This window comes from Listeria kieliensis (assembly GCF_003369925.1).
Taxonomy (GTDB): Bacteria; Bacillota; Bacilli; order Lactobacillales; family Listeriaceae; genus Listeria; species Listeria kieliensis_A.
The window spans coordinates 534800-554226 of record NZ_LARY01000002.1 but is presented as its reverse complement, the minus strand read 5'-3'; the positions used below and the strand labels follow the sequence as shown (position 1 = coordinate 554226).

At 42.2% G+C, this 19427-nt stretch carries 20 protein-coding genes; 15 read left to right on the top strand and 5 right to left on the bottom strand.

Annotated elements, in window-relative coordinates; translation table 11 throughout:
- The first annotated feature begins 44 nt into the window (after positions 1-44).
- A complete protein-coding gene (locus UR08_RS08515; RefSeq protein ID WP_115753234.1) occupies positions 45-746 on the top strand; it encodes a pseudouridine synthase in 702 nt (233 codons plus the stop codon).
- A gap of 60 nt (positions 747-806) precedes the next feature.
- On the opposite strand, the gene UR08_RS08510 is transcribed toward UR08_RS08515, so the two are convergent.
- The 3 genes from UR08_RS08510 to UR08_RS08500 are packed head-to-tail and all read right to left on the bottom strand — an operon-like array spanning position 807 to position 3753.
- The gene (locus UR08_RS08510; RefSeq protein WP_115753233.1) at positions 807-1703 is read right to left on the bottom strand and encodes a glycine betaine ABC transporter substrate-binding protein; all 897 of its coding nucleotides are present in this window, start codon (positions 1701-1703) and stop codon (positions 807-809) included.
- Positions 1704-1715: 12 nt separating this feature from the next.
- Positions 1716-2567: an ABC transporter permease gene (locus UR08_RS08505; protein ID WP_115753232.1), complete on the bottom strand. Its 852-nt coding sequence runs from the start codon at positions 2565-2567 to the stop codon at positions 1716-1718.
- Positions 2560-3753, bottom strand: a complete 1194-nt coding sequence (locus UR08_RS08500) for a quaternary amine ABC transporter ATP-binding protein (protein WP_115753231.1) — start codon at positions 3751-3753, stop codon at positions 2560-2562. Before UR08_RS08500 ends, UR08_RS08505 begins: the two co-directional genes overlap by 8 nt.
- A gap of 271 nt (positions 3754-4024) precedes the next feature.
- Between UR08_RS08500 and UR08_RS08495 the strand changes: the two genes are divergently transcribed.
- From UR08_RS08495 to UR08_RS08485, 3 genes are all read left to right on the top strand, one after another.
- Entirely contained in the window at positions 4025-5143 is a 1119-nt protein-coding gene (locus UR08_RS08495) for a carbohydrate kinase (protein ID WP_115753230.1), read from the top strand.
- On the top strand, positions 5140-6051 hold the full coding sequence (locus tag UR08_RS08490; RefSeq protein WP_115753229.1) for a pseudouridine-5'-phosphate glycosidase: 912 nt from the start codon (positions 5140-5142) through the stop codon (positions 6049-6051). The genes UR08_RS08495 and UR08_RS08490 overlap by 4 nt, the downstream gene beginning before the upstream one ends.
- A gap of 81 nt (positions 6052-6132) precedes the next feature.
- Positions 6133-6576 carry a 2-thiouracil desulfurase family protein gene (locus UR08_RS08485; protein ID WP_115753228.1) on the top strand — a complete coding sequence of 148 codons (444 nt, stop codon included), beginning with the start codon at positions 6133-6135 and terminating at the stop codon, positions 6574-6576.
- A 56-nt stretch (positions 6577-6632) separates the two neighbouring features.
- Here UR08_RS08485 and UR08_RS08480 read toward each other — a convergent pair whose 3' ends face one another.
- Together UR08_RS08480 and UR08_RS08475 are read right to left on the bottom strand one after the other, a co-directional pair.
- The gene (locus tag UR08_RS08480; protein WP_115753227.1) at positions 6633-7814 is read right to left on the bottom strand and encodes an MFS transporter; all 1182 of its coding nucleotides are present in this window, start codon (positions 7812-7814) and stop codon (positions 6633-6635) included.
- A gap of 134 nt (positions 7815-7948) precedes the next feature.
- Positions 7949-8392, bottom strand: a complete 444-nt coding sequence (locus tag UR08_RS08475) for a carboxymuconolactone decarboxylase family protein (protein WP_115753226.1) — start codon at positions 8390-8392, stop codon at positions 7949-7951.
- Between the two features lie 197 nt (positions 8393-8589).
- On the opposite strand from UR08_RS08475, the gene UR08_RS08470 reads away from it, so the two are divergent.
- From UR08_RS08470 to UR08_RS08420, 11 genes are all read left to right on the top strand, one after another.
- Entirely contained in the window at positions 8590-10113 is a 1524-nt protein-coding gene (locus UR08_RS08470) for a PTS fructose transporter subunit IIC (protein WP_115753225.1), read from the top strand.
- Positions 10094-10546, top strand: a complete 453-nt coding sequence (locus tag UR08_RS08465) for a PTS sugar transporter subunit IIA (protein WP_115753224.1) — start codon at positions 10094-10096, stop codon at positions 10544-10546. The genes UR08_RS08470 and UR08_RS08465 overlap by 20 nt, the downstream gene beginning before the upstream one ends.
- Positions 10547-10558: 12 nt before the next feature.
- Positions 10559-13171: a glycoside hydrolase family 38 N-terminal domain-containing protein gene (locus UR08_RS08460; RefSeq protein ID WP_115753223.1), complete on the top strand. Its 2613-nt coding sequence runs from the start codon at positions 10559-10561 to the stop codon at positions 13169-13171.
- Between the two features lie 18 nt (positions 13172-13189).
- Positions 13190-14005 carry a MurR/RpiR family transcriptional regulator gene (locus UR08_RS08455; RefSeq protein ID WP_115753222.1) on the top strand — a complete coding sequence of 272 codons (816 nt, stop codon included), beginning with the start codon at positions 13190-13192 and terminating at the stop codon, positions 14003-14005.
- A 131-nt stretch (positions 14006-14136) separates the two neighbouring features.
- On the top strand, positions 14137-15468 hold the full coding sequence (locus UR08_RS08450) for a PTS sugar transporter subunit IIC (protein WP_115753221.1): 1332 nt from the start codon (positions 14137-14139) through the stop codon (positions 15466-15468).
- A 258-nt stretch (positions 15469-15726) separates the two neighbouring features.
- Complete coding sequence (locus UR08_RS08445) at positions 15727-16329, top strand: lytic polysaccharide monooxygenase (RefSeq protein ID WP_115753220.1); 603 nt, start codon at positions 15727-15729, stop codon at positions 16327-16329.
- 308 nt (positions 16330-16637) lie between these two features.
- The gene (locus UR08_RS08440) at positions 16638-17039 is read left to right on the top strand and encodes a hypothetical protein (protein ID WP_115753219.1); all 402 of its coding nucleotides are present in this window, start codon (positions 16638-16640) and stop codon (positions 17037-17039) included.
- 4 nt (positions 17040-17043) lie between these two features.
- Positions 17044-17247, top strand: coding sequence for a helix-turn-helix transcriptional regulator (locus UR08_RS08435; protein ID WP_115753218.1), 204 nt, complete (start codon positions 17044-17046; stop codon positions 17245-17247).
- Between the two features lie 106 nt (positions 17248-17353).
- Positions 17354-18061, top strand: a complete 708-nt coding sequence (locus UR08_RS08430; protein ID WP_115753217.1) for a response regulator transcription factor — start codon at positions 17354-17356, stop codon at positions 18059-18061.
- Positions 18058-18750: a sensor histidine kinase gene (locus UR08_RS08425; RefSeq protein WP_115753216.1), complete on the top strand. Its 693-nt coding sequence runs from the start codon at positions 18058-18060 to the stop codon at positions 18748-18750. The genes UR08_RS08430 and UR08_RS08425 overlap by 4 nt, the downstream gene beginning before the upstream one ends.
- Positions 18751-18763: 13 nt before the next feature.
- The gene (locus tag UR08_RS08420; RefSeq protein WP_133296343.1) at positions 18764-19333 is read left to right on the top strand and encodes a sensor histidine kinase; all 570 of its coding nucleotides are present in this window, start codon (positions 18764-18766) and stop codon (positions 19331-19333) included.
- The last annotated feature ends 94 nt before the right edge of the window (positions 19334-19427 follow it).

The following is a 19427-nucleotide window of genomic DNA, read 5'->3' as shown; positions in this document are numbered from 1 at the left end:
AGCTGATAGAATCAAAGGAGACTGAAGCGAAGGAGCTTTTATAAATGCGGCTAGATAAATTGTTGGCGCACGCGGGATTTGGGACGCGTAAGGAAGTAAAGGACTTACTTAAAAAAGGCCATGTACAAGTGAATGAAAAGCGGTTTAAAGATGGCGGACTAAAAGTGAAGCCTGAAACGGATGAAATTGTTGTGAACGGGGAACGGGTTCAGTTTGCCGAGTTTTCTTATTGGATGCTCAATAAGCCGCAAGGGGTGATTAGTGCGACTGAGGATAAAATTGACCGGACGGTATTAGATTTATTTAAGCCAGAAGACAAGCGACAAGGGCTTTTTCCTGTGGGAAGGCTTGACAAGGATACGGAAGGCTTGCTTTTGATTACAAATGATGGCGAGCTTGCTCATGAGTTACTTTCACCAAAGAAACACGTCGATAAGGTTTATTTTGCAAAAGTGACAGGCGAACTTACGCAGGAAGACCAAACTGCTTTTGAAACGGGAGTCGTTTTTCTGGATGGGTACGAAGCGTTACCAGCTAAACTGGAGATTCTTGCTGCGGGAGAGGCGCGCGTGACGATTCGTGAGGGGAAATTTCACCAAATCAAAAAGATGTTTGAGGCGCGCGGGAAAAAGGTGACTTACTTGAAGCGCGAGAAAATGGCGAGTTTGGAACTTGATGAATCCTTGCCACTTGGTGCATACCGAGCGCTGACGGAGCGGGAACTGGCGTCGTTACTTAAGCGTTAAATTAAAAGAAAACGCTGTAAACAAAGAAGTAGCCGCTCGAATGAGCAGCTACTTCTTTGCTTATTTCTTCAAATCCTCAATTGAATTGATATTTTTCATATAAGTTGGAACGGCTAGTCCTACTTTGGCGCCTTTTAAGTTCACGCCAAGGTTTTCGACATCTTTTTTGTAGTCTTTATAATAAATGCCAGATGTGTTTGGTAACCAAGCGGCAACCATGCCATCCGCTGCGCCAGTCGCAATGGATGCCCACATTGGTTGGATTTCCATTGCTTGGATCGTTGGTTTGTAACCAAGGTCGCGCAGTACTTCTGCTACAACATTGGTGGAAGCAATTTCGGAATCCCAAGCGACATAAGTCAACTTAATCTTATCGCCATGTACTTTTTCAACACCATCAGTCCATTTTTTGACTTTGTCTGGATTGTCTTTGATCCATTTACGAGCAGCCTTTTCAGGATCTTCTCCGTTGTTAACTTGGAGCATCACATCAGACATTTCTTCTGCTGTCCAGTTGAAACGATCTAAAACGGTATAGGCAGAAGGCATATCTTTTTTAAGTCCTTTACGAACCATTGTATTGATGTTTTCTGCATCCCCATAAACGTTCTTCGGATCTTTCAAGAATTTCAAGTCGAACTTCGTGAACATCCAGTGTGGCGTCCAGCCGGTTACGACGATTGGGCGCTTGTCTTTGATGGCTTTTTCAAGTGTCGACGTCATTGCTGCTGTGGAACTTGTTTGTAGTTGCCAGTTATAATCGTCAAGCTTGTAGTCCTTAATGGCGTTTTGAGTGGACAGCATAATACCAGCGCCGGCGTCAATTCCCGTAATCGTGTAATTGATTTGTTCGCCAAGTGGTTTATCTGGGTCGTACTCAGCAAGCTCTGTTCCACAAGCGGATAAGATGAGGAAAAGAGCACTAAGCAAGGCCAAGATTGAAAGCTTTTTGCGCATCTTACTTCCTCCTTAATTTTCCGTTGTATTCTTTTTGTTAAAGCTTTGCGTCAAGCGGTCGAGGATGATCGCTACGATAACAATCGCGATTCCGGCTACGAAACCGCCACCGGCATCGTTCCGTCCAACTGCGAAGTAAACACGCGTTCCTAGACCCATTGCACCGATCATCGAAGCGATAACGACCATCGATAGGGCAAGCATGATACTTTGGTTAATTCCGGCCATCATGGTTGATTTAGCCATCGGAAGTTCAACTTTGATGAGCTTTTGCCAACCTGTTGAACCGAATGAATCGGCTGCTTCGACAAGCTCTGTTGAAACTTGACGAATACCGAGGTTCGTCATCCGCACAGTTGGCGGCATTGCGAAAATAACAGAAGCAACAACCCCTGGAACCATTCCAATTCCAAAGAAGGCAACCGCCGGAATCAAGTAAACGAAAGCCGGCATGGTTTGCATGAAGTCAAGAACCGGCTTAAAGATGGCTTCGACAATGTTGCTTTTCGACATCCAGATCCCAAGCGGTACTCCGATAACAAGAGCAATTAAACTACTTGTTAAAACGAGAGTGAGCGTTTGGGTCATGTCGCGCCAAAAGTCGAGGTTCCAAATGAGGAGTAGCCCAATTAATTCGAAAAGAAGCAAACCCCATTTTTGTTTCTTGCGATTAATCCAAAAAGTAAGCGCTAGAATCAAGATGATGAAAAGCCATGGTGGCAAGAGGTCAAACACCCACTGAAAGGCATTTACGACGCCACCGATAATATTTGTAATTACATTAAAGAAACCTTCAAATTTTGTTAAGCTATCAACGAGCTTATCAATCCAATCCGCAAGCGGAAGACTTGGAATATTAGGCATCTTGGTTCACCTCATTTCCCGAAAGTGCCGCGAGAACAGAACCACGGACGATAATTCCGCGAAGTTTGCCATCCTCAGTAACGGCTATTGGAATCGAAGTCGTTGAAACTTGATCCATCAGCTCAACAAGCGGCGTATCTGGACTTGTTGTCGGCACATCCGTTTTAATAACAGAATCAAGCGATTTAACTTGTTCTTTCACGAGTTTAGACACATCTGATGCGTGGGCAATCCCAACTAGTTCCCGTCCTTTTTTCACGACGAAAATACTGGAAGTCCCAGCTTCACGCATCCGCTGCAAGGCAACACGCGGGCCATCTTTTTCAAAGTTGATGATTTCTGGGCGAATCATTACGTTGCTTGCTGTGTAAACTTTCGAGCGATCCACGTCTTCAATGAATTTTTCCACGTATTCATTAGCCGGGTGCGCTAGAATGTCTTCCGGTGTCCCAGTTTGAACGACAGAGCCATCGCGCATGATCATGATGTGATCGCCGATTCGAAGCGCTTCATCCAAATCATGGGTGATGAAAATAATCGTTTTTTGCATTTTATCCTGTAAATCAAGAAGTTGATCTTGCATGTCTTTTCGGTTTAATGGGTCAAGCGCAGAAAAAGCTTCATCCATTAATAGAATGTCTGGATTATTCGCAAGTGCGCGAGCGAGTCCGACACGTTGTTGCATCCCACCAGAAAGCTGAGAAGGATATTGTTCTCCGTATCCAGAAAGGCCAACTAAATCAAGCGCATCTGAAGCTTTCTTTTCTCGTTCAGCTTTTGGAATTTTTTGCACCTCAAGTCCATATTCTACGTTGTTCAAAATTGAGCGATTTGGGAACAAACCGAAGCTTTGGAAAACCATGCTCATGCTTTTACGACGAACTTCCCGCAACTCTTTTTTATCCAGTTTCGAAAGTTCGCGACCGTCTAACCAAATTTCGCCACTCGTTGGTTCAATCAGCCGGTTTAAAAGCCGTACAAGTGTGGATTTCCCGCTTCCTGAAAGTCCCATGATTACGAAAATCTCGCCTTCTTCGACAGAAAAAGAAGCTTGGTTGACCCCAATGGTCGCACCTGTTTCTTTTAAAATCTCTGTTTTGGATTTTCCTTGAGACAATAGTGAAGAAGCTTTGGAAATTTTCTTGCCGAAAATTTTTGTCAAATTCTTAACTTCTATTTTACTCAAAATGATTCTCCTTTCTCACGTCCCATCGTCTTATCTTAGAATTTAAAAATAAAACGAACATCTTCCATTGTATCGAAGTTTTGGGGATAATTCACCCGATACACTCAAAAATGTAGAATTTATAACTTTTTATTATTGCGCTGAGCCGCATCAGCTTAGGGGTTAACAGAATTTAAAAAAATTTTTAGTTTTTTCTTGTGTAATGGCCAATTTATGCTACAATAAACATAAGTTTAAAAAATAAACTTATGTTTAGGAGGAGGGAGGAGCAGTGAAACAAGATCGACAAAAGATGAACGAAAATGAAGAGCTGATTTATCGCTCGATTCAAAATGATCCCTATATTTCACAACAAGAACTGGCTGAAATCGTTGGTTTATCGCGTCCGGCAGTTGCAAATTTAATTTCTGGCTTGATGCGAAAAGGTTGGATTTTAGGTAAAGGTTACATTTTAAATGAAGAAAATCGAATTATTTGTATAGGCGGAGCCAACGTGGATCGCAAGTTTTACTTGAAGGAAGCTGTTCAACTGGGAACTTCGAATCCGGTTCATTCCACACAAGGCGCTGGGGGCGTTGCACGAAATGTTGCGGAAAATCTCGGACGACTCGGAAGAAAAACCGTTCTTATGACAGTTGCCGGGATGGATGCGGACTGGGAAGCGATTAAGCGAGCTAGCGAGCGGCACATGGATTTGGATTATGTTGCTACTTTTTCTGGGATGGCGACAGGGTCATATACGGCTGTTTTGGAAGAGAATGGTAATTTGCATGTCGCACTCGCAGATATGGATGCTTATGATGAATTAACGCCAGAGGTGCTTGCGAAAAATGAAGCGCTACTCGTGAATGCAGGGGCAATGGTTGCGGATTTAAATTGTCCTCAGGAAACAATTCGTTATTTGAAAGCGGTGTCAAATGAGGCAGGGGTTCCTTTGGTTCTTGTCCCGGTTTCATCACCGAAGATGCAGCGCTTGCCGGAGGATTTGGATGGTGTTTCTTGGCTGATCTGTAACCGCGACGAGTCGGAAACCTACCTGAAAATGAAGATCGAGACAGAGGCAGATTGGAAGCTAGCTGTCCAGAGATGGCTTGATCTTGGGATTCAAAATGTGGTTGTAACAAATGGGAAAGACGGGGCGATAGCAGGAAACGCAGAAGAAGGAATCTTGTATGAGCCCGCAATTGTAGTGGGGAATATTCAAGACGTCACAGGAGCTGGGGACGCGTTTTGTTCGGCTGTGATTCATGCTTGGCTGTCGGGACGTAACCTTCGCGATATTGTGCGCGCTGGAAGCATTAATGCGGCTAAAACGTTGATGTCCAAATCGACGGTACGCCAAGATCTGTCAGCGGCAAAATTAAAACAAGAATTGGAGGAATTAAAATGAAACAATATCTTTCGTATTCAGAAGAAGTTAAGGAAGCTAAACTTGCAGGGAAACCTATTGTAGCACTAGAATCCACAATTATTTCGCACGGGATGCCTTATCCGCAAAATGTAGAGACGGCACGTGTGGTTGAAGATATCATTCGCGAAAATGGCGCGGTTCCCGCAACGATTGCGATTATCGATGGACAGATCAAGATTGGTCTTTCGGATGATGAGCTAGAACTTTTTGGGAAGAGTTCAGGTGTTGCCAAAGTTTCAAGACGAGATATCGGGTATTTGATTGCAACGAAGCAACTTGGAGCAACGACTGTTGCGGCTACGATGATTTGTGCGGAGCTAGCTGAGATTCCGATTTTTGTTACAGGTGGAATTGGTGGCGTTCACCGCGGGGCAGAAACGACGATGGATATTTCGGCGGACCTTGAGGAACTGGCGAAAACAAATGTGGCTGTAGTTTGCGCGGGTGCCAAATCCATTTTAGATCTTGGCCTTACGATGGAATATTTGGAAACTAAAGGCGTGCCAGTGATTGGTTACAAAACGGATGTGCTTCCAGCATTTTATACGCGGACAAGTGATGTCGAGCTGACGATTCGTGCGGATGAGCCAGGCGTTGTTGCAGAGAGCTTGAAAGCGAAATGGGACCTTAAGATTGATGGCGGTGCTGTGATTGCCAATCCGATTCCAGAGGAGCATGCGATGCCGGCAAGTGAGATCAATGCTGTGATTGCGAAAGCGCTCCAGGAAGCAGATGAAAAAGGTATTCACGGGAAAGATGTCACGCCATTCTTGCTTGGCAAAGTGAAAGAATTGACCGCGGGTAAGAGCTTAGAGGCGAATATTGAGCTAGTCAAACATAATGCGCGCGTAGGTACAGCGATTGCGAAAGCCTACCAAAATCTATAAAAAGGACGCTGTGGCTTCGAAATTGAAGTCATGGCGTTTTTTTGATAGAGTAAAAAAGAAGAAGAGAAGGGGGAGCGTCTTGTGAAAATGGTGAGCGCGTGTCTAGCGGGAATTCCTTGCAGATATGACGGAAATCACAAAGAAAATCTCGTTTTGAAGGAAATGGTGATTAAAGGCGAGGCGCTGGCGCTTTGTCCGGAAGTGATCGGTGGACTTGCGACGCCGCGAAATCCCGCTGAAATTGTGGGTGGCGATGGTTTTGATGTTTGGAACGGGACGGCAAAAGTGATGGACGATGAGGGACAGGACGTGACGGAAGCCTATAAAACAGGCGCAAAACGAACTTTTGACAGGCTAGAAACTTTGGGAATTACGACGGTCATTTTGAAGGAGAAGAGCCCTTCATGTGGGGCTTGCCAAATTTATGATGGCTCATTCGGCGGAAAAACAAAAGCCGGGATGGGCGTTGCGGCAGCTTACATGAAACTGAAAGGGTTAGAAGTTTTATCCGATCAGCAAATTTGAATAGGAACTCAAAACAAGGTCTTGCGCCCGGCGCAAGACCTTGTTTTGTAAAGTGGTTATTTAGTTTTTGGAAGTGCTAGGTTCGCGAGTAAAGCAAGCATGCTAATGGCAATAAGTGCAATGAAAAGAAGCGTACTACTTTTCGCAAGCAAGAAGTTTCCGACTGTTGGACCAATAAAATAAGCCAGATTTCCTCCTAATGTAGTGAATGAGAAATAAGTCGTTTTGAGATGAGGTGGCGCAATTTTAGCGGTAATTCCTTGCAATTTAGGTGCAATGAAAATTTCTCCGAGTGCAAAAAAGATAGCCGCCCCAAGGATAAGCCAAATGGATTTAGTCGAAAAGAACAAAATGATCGCTAGGGTATAAAAGAAAAAGCTAACGAATGCCAAAAATAGGCTACTTTTTTTGGTTGTGAAAAACATGGATAGCGGCTGGGCAACGATGATTGTGATGGTAATAATTGTGAGCATTGTGGCGACAATACTTAAGCCACTATTTCCAAAAGTTTGGTTTAAATAAATGGAGAAGCTCGTTTCATACTGAACTTCGATAAAGAAAATACAAAAAAAGGAAGCGAAGAGAAGTAAAGCGTTTCGATCCTTGAGTAGTGTCATAAAATCATGAAGCAAGTTGGTTTTTGTCGTTGCTTGGCTTTGAGTTGAATGGATTTTGTCTGGAACTATCCAAATAGCTAAAAGGGAAAGTATAAATAAAATGAGCCCGAAAAGTAAAAACGGGAAGGCAGATTTCCCACCGCCAATTAAAACGCCGATGATCGGTCCGGCGGCACCTCCAAGATTAATGATCCAATAATTTAAATTCATGATCGAATCGACTTCACTTTCAGCGGTAGTATTGCTGAGAGCGGTCAAAATCAAAGGATTGTAAATTGACCAACCGATACCACTAATAATGGAAGAAAGAATAAGTAAGGAATAATTGGTGAAAAAAATGTAGCCTAAAAGACCAGCTAATGGCAGGATCAACGAAAAAACGGTTCCCCACTTAAACGAAATTTTATCAACGATCCGCGCAGCAAACAAACCAATAATGAGCTGCACTAAAGCGGGAACGCCGATAATGAAACCAATTGAAGCAAGTGAAACGGATAGTTTGCTGGTTAAATAAACGGTTAGGAAAGGAATGGACATAAAACGCAAAAAGTTAATAGCAAAACTAACAAAAAGGAAAAAGTAAGTAAGTTTTGTATAACGCTTGAACAATTTTATGGTCATAGGATAGCCTCCTCTGGTTGTTTATTTGTATTTTAACATAAGAAAGATTTAAAAAACGAATTTTTCTAATTTTTCTATCTAGTTCATTAATAAAGAAGGAGCTTTGATTTTTCAAAGCTCCTTCTTTAGGATATTCAAGCCTTCACCGCTTTAGTCCCTGTTGCGACCGACAGGCGGTTCCAGCAATTAATTTGGTTGATTGCGTAAAGTAAATCGACATAGTCTTTCTCGTCAAAGGATTTCCGGACGCGTTCGTAAAGTGCATCTGGGACTCCTTTAGTCGGGATTAAAGTGATGTGTTCGCAAAGTTCAAGCGCGGCTCTTTCGGCCTCTGTATAAAAGGTGCATTCGCGCCAAGCGCTCACGCAATAAAGTCGTTGTTCGCTTTCCCCCGCGTTTCTTGCTTCTTGTGTGTGCATGTTTAAGCAATAGCCGCAGCCGTTGATTTCTGATGCGCGGATTTTGACGAGCTGTAGGAGTTTGGGGTCTAAATGTGTGGTTTTGAGGTATTTCTCCATCTCCATCATGACGCTGTAAGCTCCCTTGGCTGTGTTTGCATAGTCAATTTGTTGTTTCATTTGAAAGACCTCCTCTAGTTTTAGTGTAGCCCAATCGTCTCTTCGCTCAAGTTCTTTGCTTGGCTAATCAGCCTTCTGAAATTATTTTCAAGGTGCGCTAAAATACTGAAAGCACTTCAAATATAGCGCTTTCATATTCCAATTTCACTTGCGCGTTGCTATACTTATTTTGTACGAAAAAAGGAGGGAGAAAGGTTATGAAAAATATTGTTGCTGTTACAGCGTGTGCAGCAGGGATAGCGCATACATATATGGCCGCGGAATCGCTTGAAAAAACGGCCAAGGAACTTGGATATAACATAAAGGTAGAAACAAATGGCGCGATTGGCGCGGAAAATGAATTGACGTCTGAAGAAATTGAACAAGCGGATCTCGTGATTATTGCTGCGGATATTCGCGTGGACATGGTTCGCTTTACGGGGAAGAAGCTTTATCAAACGAATTCGATTGCTGCGATTGAAGATGCGGCAGGGCTTATTGACACGGCTGTTCAAAAAGGCGAAATATTCGGGGAAAAAGGGACTAAAGTTGGTAAAGTCCAAATCGGGAATGACAAGGGGAAAACGAATTTCTTTACGCATATTATGAGCGGGATTTCGTACATGGTTCCGATGGTCATTGCTGCTGGTTTAATTTTGACGATCGCTAATTTGTACGCTTTTCAACGAGATGATATGGGGCGGATTGTCGAATGGGGCTTTGATACGAAAACGACGATGGGGTTACTCATGTCACACTTGTTCCAAGTTGGGCAGGTAGGATTCAAACTAATGATTCCACTTTTTTCGGGCTTCGTTGCCAAATCCATTGCGGATAAACCTGCTATCGCGCCTGCAATGATTGGAGCTTATATCGCGAATGACCCAGAACTGCTTGGAACGAAAGCGGGCGGTGGTTTTATTGCTGCAATTATTGTCGCTTTTATTGTAGGCTACATGGTGAAGTTGCTTAAGAAAATTAAATGGCCGAAAATTGTACAACCGATTGTGCCGATTATGATTATTCCGTTTATCGCCACGTTGATTATTTCATTGATCGTCTTCTATGTGATTGGGGAACCGATTGCTTTTGGAATGGACAAGATGTACGCAGGCCTTACTTGGCTAAACGATAATTATAGCAGCGCACCGCTTTTAATTGGCATGATTTGTGGTGCGATGATTGGCTTCGATCTTGGTGGACCGGTAAACAAAACTGCACTTGTATTTGCAACGGCGATTTTCACGGATACACTTGCGAAATATGGGGTCAATGATGCGAACTTTGTGCCACAAACGGCTGTTCAAGCGGCTATTTCAGTTGCTCCACTTGGTGTTTGGGTGGCGACGCGCTTCTTTAAAAACAAATTTTCGAAAGATGAAAAAGTGGCTGCAAGTGCGGCGCTTGGGATGGGACTTGTTGGTGTTACGGAAGGCGCGATTCCTTTTGTGGCAGCGGATCCAATTCGGATGATTATCGCGAATGTTGCAGGTTCAGCGGTTGCTGGTGGGCTTGCGGCGGCCTCAGGAGCACGTTTCTTTGGTGGAATTGGATCGCCGCTTGGAACGTTTATTGGTTACATTGATCATCAGCCGATCCCGTTTTTATCGTGGATTCTTTGTATAACGGCTGGGATTGCGGTTACGGCGCTGATTATCGGTTTTTCAAGGAAGCCGGTTCCAGTTACGCCGCCAAATGATGAAGAAGTAGGAAGTGAAGGAAATGAACAACCAAATTTTTAATGAGGCAAATATTATTTTTGATGAAACGGCAACTACACAGGAAGAGGCATTCCAAATTATTGCGGATGTCGCTTATCAAAATGGCTACGTGAAGTCAGCAGCGGATTTTGTTGAGGCTTTGAAATTAAGAGAACAAGAGTCAACAACGGGGTTTAAGGATGGGATTGCGATTCCACATGGGAAAAGTGAAACGGTTCTAAGGCCGGGTCTCTTACTTGTGAAATATAAAACGCCGATCGAATGGCAGGCACTGGATCAAAAGTCAGTTCAAGTAGCGCTCGCCCTGACGATTCCTGTAGAAGGTGCAAGTGAGCACTTGAAGATTTTGAGTTTGATAGCGCGGAAGCTGATTGATGACGGTTTTCGCGAGACGTTGATTACGGCGAATGATCCCGCAGAGCTTGTACAGTTGATGGATGAAATTGAAGTTTAAGAGGTGAAGGACATGGTGAAAAAGGTGCACGTGATTTCCCACACGCATTGGGATTTTGAATGGTATTTTACGGTGAATGAGTCTTCGGTTCAGTTTGTTTACCATATGGATGAGGTATTTCGCGCGCTTGAAGAGGGCAAGCTTCGTTATTATTTGTTAGACGGGCAGATGAGTATTGTCGATGATTATTTGCGTTTTTGTCCGGAAAATAAGGAACGACTTGAAGCGCTTGTTCAGGCGGGAAAACTATTTATTGGACCTTGGTATACGCAAACAGATGAACTGGTGATCAGCGGAGAATCAATTGTACGCAATTTGCAGATCGGGTTGGAACGCGCGGCGCAGCTAGGTGGTGCAATGAAGATTGGCTATCTGCCGGATTCGTTCGGGCAAGGAAAAGATATGCCGAAGATTTATCGCGGGATGGGCATTCACGATGCAGTTTTCTGGCGCGGGGTCCCAAATGAAAAAGTGCAGTCGCGCGATTTTATTTGGGCAAGCGAAGACGGTTCGGATGTGACAGTTGCTAATATCAAAGATGGCTATTTTGTTGGCGTTGGTTTAATTGAAAAAGAGGAGCCGGAAACGCTTGTTACACAAATCTCTAAAGGTGCAGGTACGGATCAGTTACTTCTTCCAGTCGGTGGTGATCAGCGCTTTGTTGACTTCAACTTGAAAGACCGGATCGCTTCTTACAATGAAAAACTCACGGATACTGAATTAAGCGAAAGTCACTATGAAGCGTATTTTAAAGCGATTCACAGGAAGGATTTGCCGAAAGTGTCTGGTGAATTTATTTCAAGCTCCGTTTCGAAGATCCATCGTTCGATTTATTCCTCGCGTTACGATCAAAAATATATGAATGACAAGTTGGAGCGACGACTGATTTACCAATTAGAACCACTTATGGTCATGGCGGAGTCGCTCGGTATTCCATATAAAAAAGAATTGCTAGAAGAAATTTGGAAGCTTGTTCTCCGCAACCATGCGCACGATAGTGCTGGGGGATGTAATAGTGACGCAACCAACCAAATCATCAATGAACGTTTTAAAGAAGCAGATGAACTTTCCTACTCCGCTGTCGATTATTTAACAAGGAAAATCGCCGAATCCCGTAAAACGACGCAGCCCAATGATCTTGTTTTTTACAACACCTTGCCTTATCCTATCCGAAAAATCGCGCGTTTTGAGGTTTCAGTCACGACGCCATCCATTCGACTGTGGCAAGAAGGGGAGGAGTGGGCTTGTCAAATTTTGAACACGGAGAAGCGCTACCGCGGCGAAATTAAACGCGATGAGTCACTGTATGATCCTGAAAAATATTATTATGTGCATACGGTATCCGCTGAAATTGAAATCCCGGGACTTAGTTTCGTAACGTGCCAAGTGGAAGAAGTAGCGGAGCAAGCCGAATTTGGGCGAACTACTAGGCATGCCATCGAAAACGAGCGGTATCGCTTTACGCTTCAAAACGGGAAAGCAATGCTTGTCGATAAAGCATCTGGAGCTGAATATGCCGATTTTCTTTGGCTAGAAGATGGCGGGGATGAAGGCGACACCTATGATTATTCTCCTGCTTATCACGATGACATTTATCGTCTTGATTTTGCAGACGCTGAAGTGAGCAGCCAAACAGGCGAACTAGAAAGCTGCTTATTCGTATCTGGAACCTTTGCGGTTGCGCGTGATTTGGAAGATCGCAAGGCCGGAAAGCGGAGCGCTGAGATTCCTTACCGGATGAAAGTGAGGCTCGCGAAGGATACGGAGCGAATTGAATTTAATTTGAAAATGGATAATCGTGCGCAAGATCACAGAATGCGGCTGATCGTTCAAACGGATATCCAAGCGAAGCATTCCTATACCGATACACCATTTGGAACGATTAACCGCCCTGTGATTGATCCGTATTTGCATGATTGGAAGAAACTGAACTGGCGCGAGGAGCCGACAGCAATTTTCCCGATGCTGCATTATTTGAATTTGCATAATCTGAAAAGTAGCTGGACGTTTCTTGCTAAAGGCATGAAAGAGTATCAAATTGTCGGCGAGAAGTTTGATCAAATGGCTGTAACTTTGTTCCGAAGTGTGGGATATCTAGGACGACCCGACTTGATCCGTCGCCCTGGAGACGCATCTGGAAACCAGTATCGCTATGTGGAAACACCAGATAGCCAGTTAGAAAAGGAATTGCACTTTAAATTTGCACTTGTGCTTGATAAAACCTATAATCCAGCCCAAATTATGCGCGATTACCAACATTATGCCGTCAGCCAGCCATATTACCAAATTCAAAACTTGAATGCCTTCACGACGGCGCTAAAATACTTTGTTTCGAATCCGCTTCCTGAAAAAGTCGAAAAGCCGCTAGAATGGCAGCTTTCACCTAGAAAGTTAGTTTTTAGTTCCTTTAGCAAAACGGGTAAAGATGGTATCGCGATCCGCTTCTTCAACCCAAACATGACAGAAGAAGTGCCAGAAGAAAAAATTCATTTGCCAAGAAAAATGAAGGTGGCGTTCACAAATTTAAACGGCGAAGCCCTCACCGAGAAAATTTTCACAAAAGATGTTTTGCTTGGGCACTTTAAACCTGGAGAAATTAAGACAATCGTAGTTTATCCTAACTAAGAAAGTGAGGAAAAAGCTTTGCAAGAGAATTTGTTTTTGTTGATTGAGTCGCACCGAATGGACTTTACCGCTGTAGAGCAGGTGATTGCAGACTATTTTGTTTCGAAAAAGCCGATTTTACGAATTGAAGAACTGGCGAAAACCGTTGCTGTTTCGCCTTCTTCGATTACACGTTTTTGCAAGAAACTCAACTTGAATAACTATAAGGAACTGATTTTCCTTTACAATTTATCGCTTGAAGACAATGAAGAAAGTGTGCCTGTCTCATCAAGTGTGACAGCAAGCTACCACGCGCTGGCTACACAAAGTGATACCAATTTTGCAGAAGATGTGATCGAGCATTTCTGCAAGGCGATTTATAGCAAAAAAACGATCAATTTTTGGGGAATGGGCTTCAATTCATTTGCTGGCGGGGATTTTCAATTTAAGTTTTCCCGCCTTGGCAAATTTGTCCGCGTCGCAAGTGACCAGCACACGATTTTGATGACCGCGCATTTTGCCGATCCGAGTGATTTAATCATTATTTCTACATTGCGTGGGGAAGATGAAACGCTTTATGAAGCAGCTAAAATTGCTCAGCAAAAAGGTGTTGAGATGCTGCTCATTACGGCGAATAAAGAAGCGGAAATCATTCCTTTTGCGACGGAAACGCTTTTTGCAGCTTCTCTTTTAGCGGAAGACACACTTGGCAATATTTCACCGCAAATTCCGATTTTAATTGAACTTGATATGATTTATCGGCAATATCAAAATATGTATCAGTCGACCATTCGGCAATGGGTTATGTCGGAACAAATTTTAACGGATAAATTCAAAGGTGGGTTTTCAGAGTGAAACGTGAGAATTCGGCTCGATTTTAACGTACGCAAACTAGGCGTTATTTTTCTTGCTTAAAAAGATTTTAAGTTATAAGTGGTGAAAATCTCCATTTAATCCATAAAAAAGGGTAGAAAGGTGAGTAAGTGATGAAACTCGATAAACTACAAAATAATATGATCAAAATCGCCAGCAAAATCGAAGCAAACATAATTTTACAAGTAATTAAAAACGCCTTTGTTGCTGCTATTCCATTTACGGTCGTCGGCTCCTTTTCCAACTTGATTAAAATGCAGTTAGAAGCTCTTGCCAAGCATTTAAATGTCACATCTGGCTTCCTGCCAAAATTAATTGATTTATTTGGTTCGATTGGACAGGCTACATTAGGCATGGTCGCAATCGTCATTGTCCTTGCGGTATCTTATAACTATGCGAAGGAACTTAAAAAGATAAATGACAAAATAAATGTCATTTTGGTTGTTTTGTTAGCGTTTGCATCTTACATGGTGATGGTTCCAAATCTTGTTTCTTCGCCGGATATTAAACAAGATATTACTGGTTACGCGAATAACTTTTTTAGCTTTGAAGGCATGTTTACGGGTCTCATTACAAGTTTTTTATCTGTATATCTTTATTCCAAATTAGCTAAAAGTAAGTTTACCATCAAAATGCCTCCTGGGGTTCCACCAAATGTATTCAATTCCTTTTTTTCACTGATTCCAATTTCCATTGTACTCCTATTATTTGGTATTGTGCGGATCCTGATTGAGACACTTGGATACACTTCACTACTCGAATTAATCAACCAAGTGATTATCACGCCGCTAACCGATGTTGGGACAGGGCTTCCAGCAATTATCATTGTCATTATCTTGATGCAAGTTTTATGGTTTTTTGGCTTACATGGCTTCAATATCGTTTGGGGTGTGGTTTCGGCATTTTGGTTACCTCTATTTCTTAAAAATGTTTCCGAATTTGCGGAGCATCATGACTTTTCGCAAATCAGTATTGCACCGAATACCATGACAAATGTCTATGCCATGATTGGCGGCTCCGGAGCCACATTTGGCTTAATTCTTGCCATCTTACTGTTTACCCCTAAAAATTACAGTGGCCGTTCGGTCGCGAAACTTGGCTTTATCCCAGGGCTGTTTGGCATCAATGAACCGATTATCTTTGGTTTGCCGATCGTGTTAAATCCCATTTTTTTCATCCCATGGGTGTTCGTACCGGTGATCAATGCGGTCATTGCTTATGTGGTGACCAAAATTGGGTGGGTTGTGCCGCTCGTTGTACTTAATTCAGGGAATGAGCCCATCTTTGTCAGTACCTGGATTTTAGGAGCCTTCCATTTGAGTCCTGTTGTGCTCACACTAGCGTTAGTCATTCTGGATATTTTCCTTTATTTACCGTTTATCAAGATGAATCAAAAGTTGGATATGGCCACAGCAGGTGCGAGCGATGCCAAAACAGAAAAATAGTCGTGAAGAGCTTAGGGATTCCTAGGCTCTTTGTCTGTCACCGTATAGAATGATAAAAAGTGTCAGACATGAATATGCTAATCTATTTTTAAATTGGAGAAATATTGTTTTTGTCAATGTTAAAAAGTAATATAATACGTTTTTAAATGTGACATTGTGTATCTCTTGAGAATTTAATAGTAAAATTTTATAATGTAATAGGATGGCGGGCTCATCCAGAGTGTAAATAAAAATAGAGAAAAGGATGGGATTAAAAAGATGAAAACAAATTTTTGGAAAATGCTAATGTCTGCGGTTATTTTGTTGTTTGCTTTTGCTGGATTTGCAAGCGCTGCCAATGCGCACGGTTATGTAACAAAACCGGGAAGTCGTGCTTATCTTGGTAGTACTTCATTTACAAATGATACTGGACTTGCCCCATTAAATAAAAACGTTGGTGCAGTGCAGTATGAACCACAAAGTGTCGAAGCACTTAAAAACACCTTTATTACAGGAAAGCTTGCCAGTGCAGGCATTGATCGTTTTAGTGAACTTGATGAACAAACAGCAACCAGATGGCATAAAACAGACATCACAACGGGAACATTAACAGTCAACTGGTATTTAACAGCGCAACACCGGACAACGACATGGGATTATTACATGACTAAATCCAATTGGGATCCGAATGCACCGCTTAACATTCAAAACTTCGAAAAAATTGCAACGATTGACGATGGCGGAAGTCTCCCAGCTAAGGAAGTAGAACAAAAAATCAACATTCCAAGTGATCGAAAAGGTTACAATGTAATTTTAGCAGTTTGGAATATTGCTGATACAAACAATGCGTTCTATCAAGCGATTGACGTTAATGTAAAATAAGCAAGAAATAAAAAATCAAATCTATTTTTATTTGCACGCAAACGCAAGTTGATTTGAGAGCCTAGACTGGTGATAATTTATTATCACCAGTTTTTTATGTGATTCGTTTACGCCAGTTAATTTAGTATCTAGAGCATCTTTTTCTTTCTTAAAGAATAATATGATTGCATAAAATAAGCTAAGTGAATTAAAAGTTGAACTAAACTTCATGAATTTCGATAATCAGCTAAAGTACAGTTGCAAAATCCAGTCTGAGGTGATATATTTATAACTAGTTATAAATATATCACTAGAAAAGAGGGAACAACATGAAAAAAGAAATCAATTTGACAGGCAAAATTTATACAGTGGTGTTTTTAAGTGGCATGTTTTTTTATGTGATTGGGATTTGGCTGATTACACCAGCTACGAATCCAAGTTACATCAAATACATTGGAATTGGAGCGATGCTTGTCATCTTGTTTAGTATTGTTCTAGCTACAATCTTTCGGAAGTCTGAAAAACTAGATGAGCGGGCGCGACATAATTTTTACAAGGCCAGCAATTTGGCGTTACTTTTTACCTTGTTTTTATTGTTTCTTGGGGGAATAATTCTACTTGCCTTTCCAATTCGGCTAACACTTTTACCAGGCGTTATTTCGCTTGCATTAGCTACTATTTTTGCGGTTCATAGCCTGACATTCCGTACGCTTGAGCTATCGGGGAAGTGATTAAATGAGTAAAATAGAAACCGTTTTAAAAACCTACCGTGAAACCAAAGGAATGACCCAAAAAGAGCTGGCAGAGCAGGTTGGCGTTCGCCGCGAAACGATCGTTCACCTTGAAAACAACAAATATAATCCTTCATTAGAATTAGCGCTTGAGATCGCACGCTTGTTTGAGGTGAACGTGGAGCAATTATTCTGGCTGAAATCTTAACAAGATGGTGCGCCCGTCCTTTGCAAATTCTAATCGAACATTGAACCGCAAAAACGTTCATGATAGAATCGAAGAGAATAACACCCAAAGAAACGGAGAAAAGCGAATGACACAGAAAATTATGGTTGTGGAAGACGAAGAAGATATTGCTGAACTGATCGCGGAAACCCTTACCGAGCAGGGCTATGAGGTCGTAATTGCAAAGGACGGCGCCAAAGCGCTTCAGTTATTTAGCACGCTAGAAACGGTGGATTTGGTCTTGCTCGATTTGATGCTGCCTAAAATAAATGGCATGGACTTGTTGCAACGAATTCGCAAAGAACACCGCATGCCCGTTTTGATTATCTCAGCCAAAGATGGCGAATATGAAAAAATATTAGGCTTGGAATTTGGTGCTGATGATTATCTCGTGAAGCCTTTTTCTATCTTGGAACTGCAAGCAAGAGTGAAAGCGCTCTTAAGAAGAAATAATGACTATCAAAACGAAAAAGTCGCAAAAGCGCTTAAGCCCATTAAAATCGGTGAATTAACAATTGACCAAGAAAATTTAGCCGTCATGAAAGAAGGAGAATCCTTAAATTTAACGGCCAAAGAGTTTCAAATTCTGAATTTGTTTGCCTCGAATCCTAAAAAAGTGTATACGAAGGTTCAGCTTTATAAGGAAATTTGGGATGATGAATTTATTCATGATGAGAACGTTTTAAATGTACATATTCGGCGACTAAGAAAGAAAATTGAAGTCGATCCTTCTAACCCAGAATATATCCAAACGGTTTGGGGAATTGGCTATAAATTAGGGGTAGCAGAAATATGATGATGTTATTCCTTAGTTTATTTGTTCTTGCAGGTGGCGTAGTCGGTTTGCTTGTCTTTAAAAATATCCGTTTAAAGCGCGAAATGAAAAAAATCACACAAGAGCTAAACCGGCAGATTCTTGCAGGCGAAAGAGAGACGATTCAGCTCTTTTCGGGTGAAAAAAGTATCCAGCAATTGCTTGTTCAGCTGAACCGAATCCTCGAAGAATATCAGGCGGTCCAGTTGCGGGAACTGCGGTCAAACGAAAATAGCAAGAAGATGTTAGCGAATATTTCGCATGATTTAAAGACGCCGCTCACCGTTATTTCTGGCTACTCGGAAATTTTGCTCGCAGATCAGCGGATTAATGAAGAGGAAGAATTGAAATTGCGAATCGAGCGGATTCAAAAGCAAACGGGCAATGTTTTAAACACGATTTCGGAGTTTTTCGATTTGGCAAAACTTGAAGCGGAGGAACTTGCGCTGCGTCAAGATCCAGTGAATCTCGGGGAATTGTGTAAAGAAGTGCTGCTGACGTATTTTGAATGGATAGAAGCAGAAAAAATGGAGATGGAAGTTGAGATTCCAGACGCTGAAATCTTGATAGCGGGTGACGCGGAAGCACTGAAACGGGTGCTTTCTAATTTGCTCAGCAATGCTGTGAAGTACGGCGGAGCGGGAAAATACTTGGCTGTAAAGGCGGATTAATGAAGAGGAAGAATTGAAATTGCGAATCGAGCGGATTCAAAAGCAAACGGGCAATGTTTTAAACACGATTTCGGAGTTTTTCGATTTGGCAAAACTTGAAGCGGAGGAACTTGCGCTGCGTCAAGATCCAGTGAATCTCGGGGAATTGTGTAAAGAAGTGCTGCTGACGTATTTTGAATGGATAGAAGCAGAAAAAATGGAGATGGAAGTTGAGATTCCAGACGCTGAAATCTTGATAGCGGGTGACGCGGAAGCACTGAAACGGGTGCTTTCTAATTTGCTCAGCAATGCTGTGAAGTACGGCGGAGCGGGAAAATACTTGGCTGTAAAGATGGAGCTAGAAGAAAAGTGTGCCATGATTACCGTGACTGACCATGGTCCGGGAATTTTGGAAGAAAACTATGAGAAAATTTTTGAACGACTTTATACGCAAAACGATTCCAGAAATAGGCGTTATCAAGGTAGCGGGCTCGGCCTCACGATTACTAAACATTTAACGGAAGCAATGAACGGCAAAGTGAGCGTTTATAGTAAACCTTATGAACGAACCACGTTTACTTTGCAGTTTCCGATCTACAAATGAAAAAAGAGAATAGTCGAAGTTCGGCTACTCTCTTTTTTATAGCGCACGTAAAGTAAGAAATAGTTATGCAAAAAGTAAGAAATAAGTCATAAAT